The organism is Chitinophaga sp. CB10, from assembly GCA_001870995.2.
GTDB lineage: Bacteria > Bacteroidota > Bacteroidia > Chitinophagales > Chitinophagaceae > Chitinophaga.
This window is the reverse complement of sequence record MLAV02000005.1, coordinates 120,686-136,144: the sequence shown is the minus strand read 5'-3', so window position 1 is coordinate 136,144 and position 15,459 is coordinate 120,686. Positions and strand designations below refer to the sequence as shown.

General features: G+C 50.1%; 10 protein-coding genes and 1 tRNA gene. 8 read left to right on the top strand and 3 right to left on the bottom strand.

The genetic code is table 11. The features are described from left to right. The first annotated feature begins 193 nt into the window (after positions 1-193). From BOC67_RS09360 to BOC67_RS09335, 6 genes are all read left to right on the top strand, one after another. The gene (locus tag BOC67_RS09360) at positions 194-907 is read left to right on the top strand and encodes a DUF4397 domain-containing protein (RefSeq protein WP_291909746.1); all 714 of its coding nucleotides are present in this window, start codon (positions 194-196) and stop codon (positions 905-907) included. Positions 908-1,072: 165 nt separating this feature from the next. After that, complete coding sequence (locus BOC67_RS09355; RefSeq protein ID WP_291909744.1) at positions 1,073-1,681, top strand: OmpH family outer membrane protein; 609 nt, start codon at positions 1,073-1,075, stop codon at positions 1,679-1,681. 90 nt (positions 1,682-1,771) lie between these two features. Further along, positions 1,772-3,205 (top strand): APC family permease, encoded by a 1,434-nt coding sequence (locus tag BOC67_RS09350; RefSeq protein WP_291909743.1) that lies wholly within the window; start codon positions 1,772-1,774, stop codon positions 3,203-3,205. A 618-nt stretch (positions 3,206-3,823) separates the two neighbouring features. After that, the gene (locus tag BOC67_RS09345) at positions 3,824-4,429 is read left to right on the top strand and encodes a DUF4254 domain-containing protein (RefSeq protein ID WP_291909742.1); all 606 of its coding nucleotides are present in this window, start codon (positions 3,824-3,826) and stop codon (positions 4,427-4,429) included. 29 nt (positions 4,430-4,458) lie between these two features. Beyond that, complete coding sequence (locus BOC67_RS09340; RefSeq protein ID WP_291909741.1) at positions 4,459-5,499, top strand: glycosyltransferase family 9 protein; 1,041 nt, start codon at positions 4,459-4,461, stop codon at positions 5,497-5,499. 59 nt (positions 5,500-5,558) lie between these two features. Continuing rightward, positions 5,559-5,629: transfer RNA gene (locus tag BOC67_RS09335), tRNA-Gln, on the top strand. Between the two features lie 21 nt (positions 5,630-5,650). Here the strand turns inward: BOC67_RS09335 and BOC67_RS09330 are convergent. Together BOC67_RS09330 and BOC67_RS09325 are read right to left on the bottom strand one after the other, a co-directional pair. Continuing rightward, positions 5,651-6,217 (bottom strand): hypothetical protein, encoded by a 567-nt coding sequence (locus BOC67_RS09330; protein ID WP_291909740.1) that lies wholly within the window; start codon positions 6,215-6,217, stop codon positions 5,651-5,653. A gap of 33 nt (positions 6,218-6,250) precedes the next feature. Beyond that, positions 6,251-7,555, bottom strand: a complete 1,305-nt coding sequence (locus BOC67_RS09325; RefSeq protein WP_291909738.1) for a hypothetical protein — start codon at positions 7,553-7,555, stop codon at positions 6,251-6,253. Positions 7,556-7,829: 274 nt separating this feature from the next. On the opposite strand from BOC67_RS09325, the gene BOC67_RS09320 reads away from it, so the two are divergent. Beyond that, entirely contained in the window at positions 7,830-10,202 is a 2,373-nt protein-coding gene (locus tag BOC67_RS09320; protein WP_291909737.1) for an ABC transporter permease, read from the top strand. 119 nt (positions 10,203-10,321) lie between these two features. Here the strand turns inward: BOC67_RS09320 and BOC67_RS09315 are convergent, their stop codons facing one another. Further along, a complete protein-coding gene (locus tag BOC67_RS09315) occupies positions 10,322-11,767 on the bottom strand; it encodes an aminoacyl-histidine dipeptidase (RefSeq protein WP_291909735.1) in 1,446 nt (481 codons plus the stop codon). Positions 11,768-12,217: 450 nt separating this feature from the next. Here BOC67_RS09315 and BOC67_RS09310 point away from each other — a divergent pair, with 450 nt between their 5' ends. Further along, positions 12,218-15,442, top strand: a complete 3,225-nt coding sequence (locus BOC67_RS09310; protein WP_291909733.1) for a SusC/RagA family TonB-linked outer membrane protein — start codon at positions 12,218-12,220, stop codon at positions 15,440-15,442. Positions 15,443-15,459 lie beyond the last annotated feature (17 nt).

Sequence of the window (15,459 nt, the reverse complement as noted above, 5' to 3'; positions counted from 1 at the left end):
GGCCGCACTGCGCAGTGTCCCGTCCGCGGAAATCACGGCCGCCGCATTGTTCCATCGCCACGGGGCCATGCCAATGCGGCCCCTGCGCCGTCAGGCCCGGCGTAATATTTGCCCGTAACCGGCCCCGTGCCGCGAATAATTGTTTGATACCAATTAAAAGTTATTTTTGAGTTCCTAAATTGATCCGGATCTGATGAAAAAGTTTTTAGTAATGGCGTTAGCGGCGATGGCCCTGATGGCAGCGTGTAAGAAAGACAGCGACAGCGCTATCCCGCAGACATCCTCCAACTTTATGTTCTTCAACGGGGTGCCTAATACCACCTTCGGGGTGCTGATAGATTCAGTACGCATCTCTTCCGGTGTGCCTTTCGGGCAGGCGACTGCCTACCGTTCTTTTAAGGCGCAGGCCTATAACTTGTATTTGTATAATACGGCAGCACCCAATGTACTTATTAACTTTGGCCAGGTCAATCTTCGTAATGGAAAATATATTTCTACCTACCTTGGTATAGATACCACCAACGCTATACCGGGCGGGTTAAGGCTGACACTGGCCGAGGACGACCTCTCCGCCGTTCCGGCGCAACAGGCGAGATACAGGGTGGTAGATATGAGCGATACCTATAAAACCCTCAGGAACAACAAAACCGCATTGGCAATGGACTTCCGGGTGGATAGCAGTCGCTACATCTACGGCTTCAGGGCGATGCAGTTCACCGCCTTTTCAACTTTCAAAACCATCCGGGGCGACAGCTCCTATAAGCTGAACGTCAACTGGGTGGATTCCACCAAACAGTTGGGAACCTTCCCCATGAATCTGCAGAGCGGCAAGGTGTACACCTTTGTAGCTACCGGCAATGCGCTGGATTCCCTGAATTTTAAAGTATTTGCGATCCAGCATAACTAAAATGCCTATATTGGCGCCAAAGCGGCTGAATCCTGCTATGGGAGGGCAAACCGCCGCCGGTTAAGTTAAAACATAGCTAAAAATCCAAAACAATATTTGAAAATCCGGCAAAAGCTTTATTTTAGCCGTTCTAATTACAACACTGTAGAAAATCTACCCTTAAACATGCGCACTCGTAATCAAATCGTAACAAAAGGATTATTGGCCACACTGACAGCAGGCTTGTTCATGGCGTGCCAGAACAACAAAACTGCGAACAATGCACCGGCTGCATCAACCACTAATACTGCTGCTACAGCTGCTGCCAGCTTCAAAATTGCGTATGTTGACTTAGATTCTCTGGAAGCGCGTTTTGAGTACTTTAAAGAAAAGAGAGCAGAGCTGGAGAAGAAACAACAGTCTATGGATAATACCCTGCAAGCCAAAGCGCGCAGTCTGCAGAATGAGTTTGAAGATCTGCAGCGCAGAGCGCAGACGCTGACCCAGGAGCAGGGCGAAAACGCACAACGCAGTATCCTGGCCAAAAAGCAACAACTGGAGCAGGAAGCGGCACAAATGCGCGCTACGTACTCCGAGCAGGAAGCTAAGTTCAACGATGAGCTGCAGACCCGCCTGGACAACTTCCTGGAAGCCTACAACAAGGACAAACGTTTTGCTTACATCTTCTCTTACCGCAAAGGCGTAAGTAATATCCTCTGGAAAGATTCCAACTACGATATTACTGCCGATGTGATCAAAGGCATGAATGAGCAGAGCGCTACTCCGGCAAAATAAGCATCCTGCATGCACAATCTTGTAGAAAATTACTACCTTATAGTCCTGGTTCATTGAGCCAGGATTTTTTTTGTACTTCTACTTTAACTTATGGAAATCAACCAAACTAAATCATTCAAGCCCACGCTGGGTTTACTCGATGCCACTATGGTAGTAGCCGGTTCCATGATCGGCTCCGGGATATTTCTTGTTACCGCGGAAATTGCACGCAATGTGGGCGGCGCCGGCTGGATCACCGCCATGTGGGTACTGGCAGGCGTGGTCACCCTCATCGCCGCATTGAGTTACGGCGAGCTGTCCGGCATGTATCCCAAAGCAGGCGGCCAGTACGTGTACCTCCGGGAAGCCTACAATCCCTTCATCGCCTTCCTCTTCGGATGGACGCAGTTCGGCGTCATTCAAACAGGTACCATCGCCGCGGTGGCAGTAGCGTTTGCAAAATTTACCGCCTACCTCGTGCCGGGCTTCAGCGAAAAGAACCTGCTGTTCGAATCGTCCCTGTTCAATATCTCCGCAGCGCAGATCGTGGCGATCATCTCCATCGTGATCCTAACGTACATCAATACACGCGGCGTAAAACACGGCAAGGCCATACAAACGGTATTTACACTGGCCAAGCTGCTGTCCTTATTCGGCCTGATTATTTTCGGCTTCCTGCTGGGCGCCAAAGCAGAAATATGGAACGCCAACTGGGAAAACGCCTGGGCAGCCAATTCCCTCAGCCTGACGGACGGTAATATGGTAACGGCCGCCCTCAGCGGGATTGCCCTGATGGGCGCCATCGCTATCTCCATGAAAGGCTCCCTGTTTTCCAGCGATGCCTGGAACAACGTTACTTTCATTGCAGCGGAAATCAAGAACCCGCAGAAAAATATCGGTCGCTCCCTCTTCCTCGGCACCCTGATCGTAACCATCATTTACGTGAGCGCCAACCTCATGTACCTCGCGGTTTTACCGATTAAGGACATCGCGTTCGCAGCCAACGACCGCGTAGGCGTAGCAGCGGCCGAGCAGATTTTTGGCAGCACCGGCAGCATGGTGATCGCAGTGATGATCATGATTTCCACCTTCGGCTGTAACAACGGACTGATTTTGTCCGGCGCCCGTATCTACTACACCATGGCGCAGGACAAGCTCTTTTTCAAAGGAGCGGGAGAGCTGAATGCCCACAGCGTACCGGCGAAAGGCCTGTGGATACAGTGCTTCTGGGCATCGTTCCTGTGTTTGACCGGGCGTTATAACGACTTGCTGGCGCTGGTCATCTTTGGCGTATTACTCTTTTACATCCTCACTATCCTGGGCATATTTATCCTGCGGAAGAAGCGTCCGGAGCTGGAACGGCCCTATAAAGCATTTGGGTATCCCGTGTTACCTGCCATCTACATCGTGGTAGCGTTGGGGTTAGCATTGCTGCTGCTTCGCTTCGAAGCCCGCTATACCTTGCCAGGCCTGGGTATCATCCTGCTCGGCGTACCGTTATATTATCTAGCTATGAGCCGGCAACGCAGGCAGACAGCAGGATAAACCGCTAAAATTTTAACACAAACGTTGTATGAAAAAAATGGGCCACTGCACATAATATTGCAGTGGCCCACTTTAATTTGCATCAAGAGGCAGAGAGATAATGAGGCGGCAGTTTCCCCGATTAGTAGTAAATGATTTGAAACCCTGAAATTAAATCGGCCCTTTAGGACATCACAATGAGGAAATGAGTTTGATAGTCCGGCATCAAAGAACCACTTAAGCCTATTGATTGTTCCCGCTGCGAAGGCAGTAATTGAAATGTGACTGATCAATGTGACTGGATTGTTTTTTGAAACCCTCAAAAATTTTTGCCATAGAGTAATGTGTACTTCTTTTAAAAAAATTACAGTTCAAAAATATTTATACAAGCGCTGACGGGCTATGCTATTGTTTTAGCAGTACGTTGGCGGGAGTAACAAATTATGAGGTAATGACCTTGCGGGATTAAACATCCACAAGATAACCATTGATGCCTACACGATTTGCATTCTCGAACATTCACATGACAATCTTTTACAATAAGCGTATGGTTTCAACCGTGCGCTTTTTTATTTTCCCTAAAATCCCCGGGAAATAACCCGCTTTGCGAGATATGGAAATTCTTTCTAATTTTGACAGATGTTTACTCAACTGTGCAATCAGATTTTTAACCAGAGCATACTGGATTACCACCAGTATAACGATGTGCATCGCGCCATCAGCAATCCATATGACAAAAGCAGCATTGAGCACCTGCTTTATTTGAAAAACTGGATCGACACCGTGCAATGGCACCTGGAAGACATCATCCGCGACCCGAATATCGACCCGGTGGAAGCGCTGGGCATCAAGCGCTGGATTGATAAGTCGAACCAGGAACGCACGGATGTAGTGGAATATATCGACAGCTATTTCCTCGAAAAATACAAATCTGTAACGCCGGCTGCGGACGCGGCAATCAACACCGAGAGCCCGGCCTGGGCAATCGACCGCCTCTCCATCCTGGCGCTGAAGATCTATCACATGCAGGAAGAGGCTACCCGTGAGGATGCTACCCCGGAGCACAGGGAAGCCTGCCAGCGCAAGCTGGACATCCTGCTGGAGCAGCGCCGCGACCTGGGTACCGCCATTGAAGAACTGCTCACAGATATCGCAGCAGGCAGGAAGTACATGAAAGTCTACAAACAGATGAAGATGTACAACGATCCTGCGCTGAATCCCGTGCTGTATAAAGGCGCGCAATAACCGCATTCACTCATTCAAATCCGAATACTTTGGCAGCTGCAGCAACCGGACGTACACTGCTCGTCTTCCGCTTTTCCGCGTTGGGCGATATGGCCATGACCATTCCCGTCATGAAACAGGCGTTGGACAGCCATCCTGACCTGCAGATCGTTTTTGTGTCCAATAAAAACTGGGGTGCGCTCACGGAGGGGATTCCCCGCCTGACTTTTTATCCGGCGGACTTTAAGGGCGTCCATAAAGGGATTCCCGGCCTGTACCGGTTATTCCGGGAGCTGCGGCGCCAGTTCAATATTGCCGCGGTAGCGGACCTGCACAACGTGCTGCGGTCTAAAATCGTGAGTACCTTTTTCCGGCTGACGGGGGTACGGGTGCGTACCATCGATAAAGGCCGGGCTGAAAAAAAGGCCCTTACCCGCCAGGAAAATAAGGTGCTGCAACCCCTGACCTCCACCATTGAACGCTACGCAACAGTATTCCGGCAACTGGGCATCCAACTGGAAATGGGCACAAAGCCCGTTTTTAGCCCCAGGGAGCTGACGGAAGCCGCCAGGGCGGTAGTGGGCGCCAAAGGTCTCGAAAAATGGATAGGAATAGCTCCTTTCGCCACTTACCGGGAAAAGATGTACCCGCTGGAGAAAATGGAAGAGGTGATTGCGGCCTTATCTTCCCGCCCCAACCATAAAATACTGCTCTTCGGCGGTGGGAAAAATGAAGCCGCGCTATTACAGGAACTGGCGGGCAAATATCCCAATACCGTTTCGCTGGCCGGCAGGTTTTCCCTGAAGGACGAGCTGACGGTGATCAGTCAGCTGGACCGTATGATCAGCATGGACTCCGCCAATATGCACCTGGCTTCTTTATTCGGCGTGCCAGTGGTATCCGTCTGGGGCGCCACCCATCCGTTTGCCGGCTTCATGGGCTATGGGCAGTCGGAAAGCGATGCCGTACAGATAAATGACCTCCCATGCCGGCCTTGTTCCGTGTTCGGCAATAAGCCTTGTTTCCGGGGCGATCATGCCTGCATGGAATGGATCAAACCCAACCAGATCACGGAAAAAGCGGGTTTCTAAAATTTTTTTTGCAGATTCAAAAAAAGTTATACTTTTGCCATCCCAAACAAAGGGGGCCTTGCCCGATAGTATAAGGGTAGTACATCAGATTTTGGTTCTGACTGTCTTGGTTCGAATCCAGGTCGGGCAACACAAGGTTAAAAGCCGCAGATTATATCTGCGGCTTTTTTATTTTCTGCTGAGATGGTGGGTATTGGCCGGTATCCAATGCCGGCTGTGCAGGCGGCGGTATTCTATGGCCAAGATAGATCCGGAGTGAATAGGGGGGAGCAATGAAAGTAGGTTCCATTTCCCCTTCCATGAGTTGAAAAGCATCCCGCAGGCTTTGGTCATATTCATCCGATGAAAAAGGATATAATCTGCTATGGTAGTCATCCGGGGTATAACTATGCAGCCACCAGACTTTATAGTGTGGAAGTCCTTTTACGGCTGGAATAAATTTGTACCATGGAAAAGTATCCAGGTCAGGAAGGTGCCTTTTTATGAAGTCCATAAACAGCCTGGTGCTGTTTTTTGAAAACACTATTGGCTCTACCAGCCGGCCATTATCATATTCCAGTTTGATCGCATAGATGCTAGTTTTCCCATCCTCGGTGATTGGGAATGGAGCAGTGGGCGCAGCGCTGAAATAATCTATATACCTCGGGTAAGTAATACCTTCCTGCGCGTAGCAACAACAGGTTGTTACCAGCAGGAGCAGGATTAAGACGCTTTTCATGGAATAATGTTTTTAAATAGATCACCAAAAGCACTATTTACATTTTGTGCCGGAAACTCCAACCTTAAAGTTGGTGTAAGTGAATTCAATCCTATTTCGGTCACTTTGTGGTAAGGACAGATATTGACTGGTTGATTGCAATCCGCTCCATACTAGCGCTTCTGCATCCGTCGGTGACAAATTGGGATACATTTCTATCAGGGCTGTCTTCATTTTATCAAAAAAATCCGTTCCTGCCATTTGTCCATGGTCCCATGGATCATTGCTTTTATTATACTCCAGCCTGTAATAAGCATGCAATATCTCATGCATAATAGTAGCAGCAATGTATTCCCTGGATCCATTGCCAAGATTCGAATTAATCGTTATATCAAATGTCATATAATTTCCTGATTTTGACCCTTGGGTAAAGCCATCTTGGGAGTAGGATAAAGGGGTATCACGGAAAATCGCAGTAACCGTCTTGTCAAATTGAAAACAAGTTCTTAATAATTCTGCAATGGAGCTGGTAAGTTTGTTCATACTCATCTGGCCCAGGGTCGCCGAGATACATGGGTTATTGATGGAGTTTCTTATATCTGTCAGCATCACCGGAGGCAGGGTAGTGTTGCCCGGAGTAGTACCTCCTCCTCCGCCTGTACCACCGCCACCACCGCCACTGCCTTCATCAGGAGGTAACTCCTGCCAGTCCCCCGGGCTATTGCCACCACTATCACCACCACTGGCTATATAACAATAAGTGTTGGAAAAATTAAACTGCCAGGGGCCACCATTTACCTGGTAATAATAGTTAATCGTGACACAACTCATTGTTGCCGCCGTGTTTAAGCTATTGTTGCCGGCCCTTCGGGCTGTGGGATTAATCACCTTGCCGGAATCCATGGCTAGCCGCTTTTGGTTGTTGCCTGCCCAATCCTGCATGAACAGGAAGCCCGAGAAACCAGTGGCGTTTGATCCGGTAGGAATAGTACGCATGACAATATTTTGGTAAACACTGTCCTTGTCTTTAAAGATTAATAGATAATCTTTGAATCGAATGGGAAGGATATGATCATCAAAGGTGACGCCCTGGGCGCCTTCAATTGCAAGCGGTATCTGGACAACCGTTCCCCTGCTTAACCGTCGGACGGTTGCGGCTTCCCATTGTGGCCCGCCATGATCAAAGCTGCCTTCTATCCTGGCGTTGCTGCCGGCGTTGGCAGATACAAGTTGCTGTTCAAAATAATTACGTGCGGCCTGGATAATATCCGACTGCTGTTGCTGCGGAGGTAGCGCACTTTTTGAGCATCCCAATGCAAATAGGATCAGTACTAAAAATAGGAATCTGGATAACGACATATATATGTATTTGGTTGAAAAAGCAGATCACAAGGCTACATACATTTAAACCGGGAAGTTTGGGCAACAAGCCACGTGCACTAGGTCATTACCAAAATAACTTATTTCATTGAAATTTTTTATTCAATTTTTTGCAGGGGATGAGGTAATTTATAGGTGTTCGGTTTTATATTTTTGTGTTCGGAATCGAACAGTTTCAGGATTGTTTAGAATTGATTATCAGTAATTTGTCGCGTGGCATTCTATTAGTTGACCCAATTCAAATTTCTCATGTATGATCCGCAACTACCTGAAATCCGCCTGGCGCAATTGTAAGTCCAATCCGGGCTATACACTGCTGAATGTATCAGGGTTAGCTATAGGCATGGCTGTAACGCTGCTCATAGGTTTGTGGGCTTATGACCAGTATTCCTACAATAAATTCCTGCCGGATTACAGGCAGGTGTATCAGCTTAAAACCAATTATATCAATAATGACGGGCAGATGGAAACCATGCCCTGGGTATCTATTCCCTTAACGGAAGGAATGCGCCAGGAGATAACCGGTGTGGAAAAGGCAGCCATTACGGACATTTTCTCCAAACGCACCTTCGTGGTGGGGGATAAGAAGTACGAATTTACCGGCGGCGGCGCAGGCGAGGACTTCCTCGATATTTTCCGTATTCCCGTGCTGAAAGGCGGCAGGGATTTGTTACAGGACCCTAACAGTATAGTGCTGACCAGATCTACGGCCAAAGCATTATTTGGAGATACAGATCCGCTTAATAAAATTGTAAAGGTAGACAACCAGCTCAACCTCCGGGTAACAGGCGTAATAGCGGATGTTCCTCCGAATGCCAGCGTGCCGTTTGACTTTGTTTTCCCATTTAAAGCACTGCTTCCCGTCAATGAATGGATGCAGAAAGCACGTACCGATTTTGGCAACAATTCCTTTACCTGTTTTGTGAAGCTGGCGCCCGGCGTAAATCCTGACCAGGTTGCAAAACAGGCGTCGCAACTGATTCAGAAAGGCCTGGGCGATAACCATTTAACCGCGATGCTACATCCGGCATCACTGTGGCGGCTATATGACAAAGTTGAAAATGGTAAGCCCGCCGGCGGGTTTATCAGTTATGTACGCATGTTCATGAGCATAGGCATATTGATCCTGATCATTGCCTGCATCAATTTTGTAAACCTCTCCGTTGCGCAATCAGATAAACGCGCCAAAGAAGTAGGCGTGCGTAAAGCGATTGGCTCGGGTAAGGCCGAGCTGATCATACAATTCCTCACCCAATCTTTTTTACTCACGCTCATGGCTACGGTATGCAGCCTGCTGATATTAGCCTTCGCATTGCCATCTTTCAATGCGCTTGCCGGCAGCAACCTGCAACTGCCGTACGACAAGCCTGCCGCATGGGCAGTACTGCTGGCGTTTATTGTACTGGTCACTTTGCTGGCCGGCAGCCGTCCCGCATTTGTACTATCCTCCCATCGCCCGGTTATTGTGCTGAAAGGATTAAAAGAGCCAGGCCACAAGGGCAGTGGAGTGATGAAGACGATGGTGATTATTCAGTTTGCCGCTTCCATAGCTTTGATTATCGCTACAGCCACTATTTATCAGCAGATACAATACGGAAAATCCCGGCCTACCGGTTATAATATTTCCGGGCTCGTAGCCACAGACATGACGCTCGAACTGAACCGCAATTTCAGGGCGCTGAAAAACGACCTCCTGGCATCCGGCGCCGTGACGGCTGTCACCGCCGCTACCAGCCCAACTACAGCAGTATGGTCGCACAGCGTTATAAACGATTGGCAGGGTAAAACCGCTGCATCCGGCAATTACCTGAACGTGGCAAGGGTATCGGTACTGGAAGATTACTTTGCTACCACCGGCATGCAAATCAAAGAGGGTAGGGACTTCCACAGCACTATCGCTGCTGATTCAAATGCGGTGATTGTGAACGAAGCCGCTGTAAAGCAGATGGGGCTTACATCTCCCATAGGCCAAATCATTACCTGGGGCGGCGATAAGCGGGCAGAGATAGTGGGTGTGGTAAAAGATGCGCTCATGGTATCGCCGTTCACCCCCTGCGAGCCTACAATTTTTCATCACAGCGAAAAGAACGGCACGGTGATCTATCGCCTGTCGCCAACAATGCCTACGGCGGATGCGCTGAAAATAACCGGGCGTATTTTTCAACAATACAATCCAATGTACTTGTATAACTACACCTTTGCAGATGTGGATTACCAGCAGAAGTTCAGGATGGAAACGCTGACGGGCAAGCTGGCAGGGATCTTCGCCGTACTGGCCGTTTTCGTTTCCTGCCTCGGGTTATTGGGCCTGGCGGCTTTAACCGCTGCTACCCGCACCAAAGAGATTGCCATCCGCAAGGTAATGGGGGCCTCTGTTTCAAATCTCTGGCTGCTGCTGAGTACACAGTTTGTCATACTGGTGTTGATCGGCGGGGCGATTGCCATACCGGTAGCGTGGCTGGGGCTGAATTCCTGGCTGAGCAAATACACTTATCATACGCAACCCAGTCCGTTGTTATTTGCCTCGGCATTATTGCTGGCGGTGCTGATCACCGTATGTACGGTGAGTTACCAGGCGATCCGCGCGGCATTGCTCAATCCTGTACACAGTCTCAAATCACAATAAGTTGATTGATCCCATAAGAAACAAGGGCCGGATTATTCCGGCCTTTTTGTTTCAATGACATGTGAAAAAAAAGGGAGCAACACGCACTGTTACTCCCTCCCGTTTATAATGAGATTAAACTATATCGCTTTCAGCGTATTCGTCAGCAACTGATAAAACCTTTCCACAGATGATATCTGCACTCTTTCCTTAGGCGAATGCGCATCCAAAATAGTTGGACCAAATGAAATCATATCCATACCAGGCAGGTGGGAGCCGAGTATGCCGCATTCCAGGCCTGCATGTACTGCCCCCACTTCCGGCGTTTTGCCATACTGCGCCTCAAACAGCTTAGTCATAATCCCGAGGATTTCAGAATTCGGGTTAGGCTTCCAGCCGGGGTAGCCGCCTTCCTGGTTAATCTCGCAACCGATATTTTCCAGGCCTGCCCTTACCGCGTAAGCCACATCCTCTTTGGTACTATCCACGCTGCTGCGTTGCAGGGATTGTGTGGTGAAAACGCCGTCTTTGACGAGCACGCGCGCCAGGTTGGTAGAAGCTTCTACCAGCCCGCTGATTTCAGGGCTCATCCTGTAAACCCCGTTTGGCATGGCATACAGGGCACGGGTCAGTTTTTCAAAATATGCCGGCTCCATCATGAGGCCAGGATTAGTCGCCTTTTTCAACTCGATGGTTAAGTCTTTTTCGATAGCGCTGTATTCTTCTTTCAGCGTAGCGGTGAAGCTGCTGATAAACTCCAGGAAATCCGCTTCTTCCGCTTTGGAGATCAGTACCTGTGCAGTGCTTTCCCTCGGGATGGCATTACGCAAACTTCCCCCGTTTATGCTTACCAGTTGTATATCAAACAGGGGCTGCGCTTTATACAGCAGCCGGTTCATGAGCTTGTTGGCGTTGCCTCTGCCTTTGTGGATATCCATACCGGAGTGCCCGCCCAGTAATCCTTTCAGTTCGATGATGTAAGAGAGGAAGCCATCGCCGGCAGGCACCTGCTGGTATTCCCCGCGGGTATTGGTGTCCAGCCCGCCCGCGCAACCTATCGTAAAGGCATGTTCTTCCTCTGTATCCAGGTTCAGCAGGATGCTGCCGCTGATCATGGATGGGTCCAGCTGTATGGCGCCCGTCATCCCGGTCTCCTCATCAATGGTAAACAGCGCCTCCAACGGGCCATGTTGCAAACTTTTATCAGCCAGTATAGCCATAATCGCCGCCACGCCGATGCCATTGTCTGCGCCAAGCGTCGTCCCCCGGGCTTTTACCCAGTCGCCATCGATATACATATCAATGCCTTGCGTATCAAAGTCGAAATTGGTATCGTTGTTTTTCTGATGCACCATATCCAGGTGGGATTGCAGCACCACCGTTTTCCTGCCTTCCATACCAGGGGTAGCAGGTTTTTTAATCACGACGTTGCCCGCTTTATCCCGCGTAGCAGGCAGGCCCAGCTGCTCTCCGAATTTGATCACAAATTCAATAGCTGCCGCCTCTTTTTTAGAAGCCCTTGGGATCGCGTTCAGTGCGGCGAAATAGGACCACAGTGCCTGTGGCTGAAGGTCTTTCCATTCCATTGTTGTAACGTTTTAGTAGCTATTTCCACGGAAATAACGGGCTCAATTTAACGAATATCAAACGGCCATGGCTATATTTTTTTCTGAAATTATTTGCGGTTTTAAAATCGCGTTGTATATTTGTCTACAGTTTTAGTAGACTATTTAGAATTTACCACCACCAGTCGCCATTTCTGGCGAAAGTCTTTGTTCCCACCACACAAAGCACCTTATTACTTTATTGAAGTTACCTCCGGGGTAGCCCGGTCAACCATGTAAATTTTTTCAACCATGAATCAGTTATCGCGTTATCAACAGCCATCATCCAATACGTTACCGGCCGGTGCAATGCCTGCCTGCTGTTGTTGTTAACGGAAATTGTTCCATCTCTTTTAATCCTGCCCGAACATCCGGCCATTACACGCCGGCAGGAGCTTCTATTGCTTTACATCTCCTTACATACTCATTGTTATGATGTCTAATTATATACGACATACCTTATTGCTTGCTGCATTATTATTTCCTGTTGCGGAGTTGCTGGCGCAGGCGCCGGTTATACTCAAAGGAAAGGTAATCGACAGCAAAACCCTGGAAGCCCTGCCAGGCGCCTCTGTACGCATTAAAAGCGGCAAAACGGGCGCGCTGGCAGATGCTACCGGCAACTATCAACTCAGCATCCATCAACTGCCGCAGACCATCGTGGTTTCCTTCATCGGCTATCAGCCGCAGGAGCTGGAAATCACCAAGAATGAACTCAACAAGATCATTAAACTGGAACAGCAGCAATCCCTCTCCGAAGTAGTGGTTACCGCGGTGGGCATCAAAAGCGCCACCCGCTCCCTGGGTTACAGCGTGGGCGAGGTGAAAGGCGCCGCGCTGAAGGAGAGCCGGGAACCCAATATAGTAGCGGCGCTCAGCGGGAAGGTTTCCGGTGTGCAAATCAATAATTCAGGCGGCTCTCCCGGCGGCTCTTCCACGATCAAGATCCGAGGCAACAGTTCCTTGCTGGGCAGCAACGCCCCGCTGTTCATCCTGGATGGCATCCCGGTGGATAACTCCATACAGGATATTTCCCCGGTGTCCAATACCGTATCGCTGGCCACACCCAGCAACCGGGCTATTGACATCAACAGTGCGGACATCGCCAGCGTGACGGTGCTGAAAGGCCCCGCCGCTGCAGCGTTGTACGGCATCCGCGCGGCAAACGGCGCCGTGGTGATCAATACCAAACGTGGCAGCGTACTCACGGATAAATCTTTCGGCGTCACCTACAGCGGCTCTTTCACGGTGGATAAGATCAACCGGCGCATGCAGCCCCGCCAGTACGTCTACAGCAACGGCATCGGCGGGCAGTATGTAAAGCCCGGCACTACCGGTTCGGACGAAAACTGGGGCGCGCTGCTGGATACGCTTACCTACAGTACCCAACCCAGCCCGTTCTATAAAGGCGGCGCTATTGTCGGCAAAAGCGATCCAACTTCCAACGGCGTAGCGGTAGAGCGTTTCAATAATATCGACCGGTTTTACGTGAACGGCTATACGAATGATCATAATGTGAGCTTCTACGGTAACACCGGCAATGCAGGCTATTACTTTTCCTATGGCAACCTGAAACAAACAGGCATTATCCCGACAACAGATTTTTACCGGCAAACCTTCCGGTTTAATGGCGACTATAACGTGAGCAACCGCCTCAAGCTCTCCGGCGGCGTGAATTACATTAAGGACGGCTCCAACAACCGCGCGCTGATGGGCGGCTTCAATACCAACGTAGTAAGGGCGCTCATGAACAGCGCCGCCAATTTCGATATTACCAACGGTTACAGCGAACCCTGGAAACACCCGGAATCCTATAAGCTGCCGGCCACTTCCGCCAAACCATGGGGTGATAGCCGCTCCTACGCCAACGGCATCGGCTGGGATAACCCTTACTGGTCCCTCAACATGAACCCGCAGACCGATGAAGTGAACCGCTTTATCACCTTCGCGGAAGCCAATCTCGACATCACCAGCTGGCTGAAAGCCACTGCGCGCTATGGCGTGGATAATTATACGGACGTGAGAAAGGGTGCTTTTAGTCGCGGTACCTCCGGCGTGCCTACCGGGGCTGTCAACGATGTGAACTACGGCAGGAGGGATAACAACCTGGACGTGCTGCTGGTAGCGGACCACAAGCTGCATAAGGACCTGCAGCTGACGGCCGTGCTGGGGTACAACTATTACAACTCCTGGCGCAACCAGGTAAACACCCGTGGGGACGGGCTCACCATCCCCGGCAATTTCAACATCTCCAATGCGGCCGCTACGCAAACTTTCAACCAAACCATCCGCAAAAAGCTCGTGGCCGGGTATGCCGACCTGAAGCTGGATTACCGGAAATACCTCTACCTGGAAATAACAGGAAGGAATGAGTGGACTTCCACGCTGGCCAAAGGAAAGAACGCATTCTTTTACCCCAGTGTAAGCAGCAGCTTCATATTTACGGACGCGCTGCAATGGCGCAGCAGCATCCTCAATTTCGGTAAAGTGCGGGCTACCTATGCCCAGGTAGGTAATGACGCGGATCCCTATTCCCTGGAAACCTATTACGTACCTACGACCACTTCCGGCTGGATACAGAGCGGCATCAGCTTCCCCTTCAACGGCAAGCAGGGCCTCAGTTACAGCGCTACCATCGGTAACCCTAACCTGAAACCGGAGCGCATCAGCACCTGGGAAGCAGGGCTGGACCTGCACTTCTTCCGGGATAAAACACAACTGGAAGCAGTGTATTACTACAACAGCAGTAAGGACCAGATCATTCCGGTAACGTTGCCTTATTCTACCGGGGCCGCCTATACGCTGACCAATGCCGGTAACATTATCAATAAGGGGCTGGAGCTCAACCTGCAACAAAAAATCATTACCGGCACCCGGTTTAACTGGTCTGCCACGGCATTGTTCAACAAGAATATCAGCAAGGTGAATTACATCACCGATAATATTACCAGCGTAAGTTTAGGCGGTATATGGATGGAAGCCAGGGGCCAGGCCGGCGAGCCCTACGGCGTGTTTTATGGTACGGATGTGAAGCGGAATGCAGCCGGCAAGCCGGTGATAGATGACAACCCTGCCAGCGCCAGCTATGGCTACCCGATTGTAAACAGCACCTTTACGAAAATAGGGGATCCTAATCCTGACTTCAACGTAGGACTGCGCAATGAATTCCATTACGGGGCCTTTACCTTCTCCTTCCTGCTGGACGGCCGTTTCGGGTTCGATATATTCAATGCGCCGCGGCTGCAAATGGTGTTTAACGGTGTGGATGCGTCCACCGTCGCACGCGGCACCCAAACGGTGTTTGACGGCGTAACGGCTTCCAAGGGAACACCCAATACCATACCGGCGGTGCTTTCCCAGGCATGGTACAGGAATACTTTCAGCATTCAGGGTTTGTACGTGGAGCATGACCTCTATTGGGTGAAGCTGAAAGATGTGAACCTGACATATGCGCTGCCGGCGCATATCCTGAAGCCCGCGCATATCAGCGCGGCCAGCATCACGCTTACCGCCCGGAACTTTTTGCTGGCTACAAATTACACCGGCAGCGATCCGGACCTGGGTAGCCGCAATGGCTTGTCGAACGCCTCCGGTATCGACTTCTGGACAACGCCCAATACCAGGAGCTATGGTGTGGCGCTCAACGTTTCCTTTTAACCGATCAACTATTGAAC

Coding starts and splice junctions, on each gene's coding strand:
- BOC67_RS09325 (WP_291909738.1), bottom strand. CDS start 7,555: ATGTCGTTATCCAGATTCCTATTTTTAGTACTGATCCTATTTGCATTG.
- BOC67_RS09355 (WP_291909744.1), top strand. CDS start 1,073: ATGCGCACTCGTAATCAAATCGTAACAAAAGGATTATTGGCCACACTG.
- BOC67_RS09330 (WP_291909740.1), bottom strand. CDS start 6,217: ATGAAAAGCGTCTTAATCCTGCTCCTGCTGGTAACAACCTGTTGTTGC.
- BOC67_RS09310 (WP_291909733.1), top strand. CDS start 12,218: ATGATGTCTAATTATATACGACATACCTTATTGCTTGCTGCATTATTA.
- BOC67_RS09360 (WP_291909746.1), top strand. CDS start 194: ATGAAAAAGTTTTTAGTAATGGCGTTAGCGGCGATGGCCCTGATGGCA.
- BOC67_RS09350 (WP_291909743.1), top strand. CDS start 1,772: ATGGAAATCAACCAAACTAAATCATTCAAGCCCACGCTGGGTTTACTC.
- BOC67_RS09315 (WP_291909735.1), bottom strand. CDS start 11,767: ATGGAATGGAAAGACCTTCAGCCACAGGCACTGTGGTCCTATTTCGCC.
- BOC67_RS09345 (WP_291909742.1), top strand. CDS start 3,824: ATGTTTACTCAACTGTGCAATCAGATTTTTAACCAGAGCATACTGGAT.
- BOC67_RS09320 (WP_291909737.1), top strand. CDS start 7,830: ATGATCCGCAACTACCTGAAATCCGCCTGGCGCAATTGTAAGTCCAAT.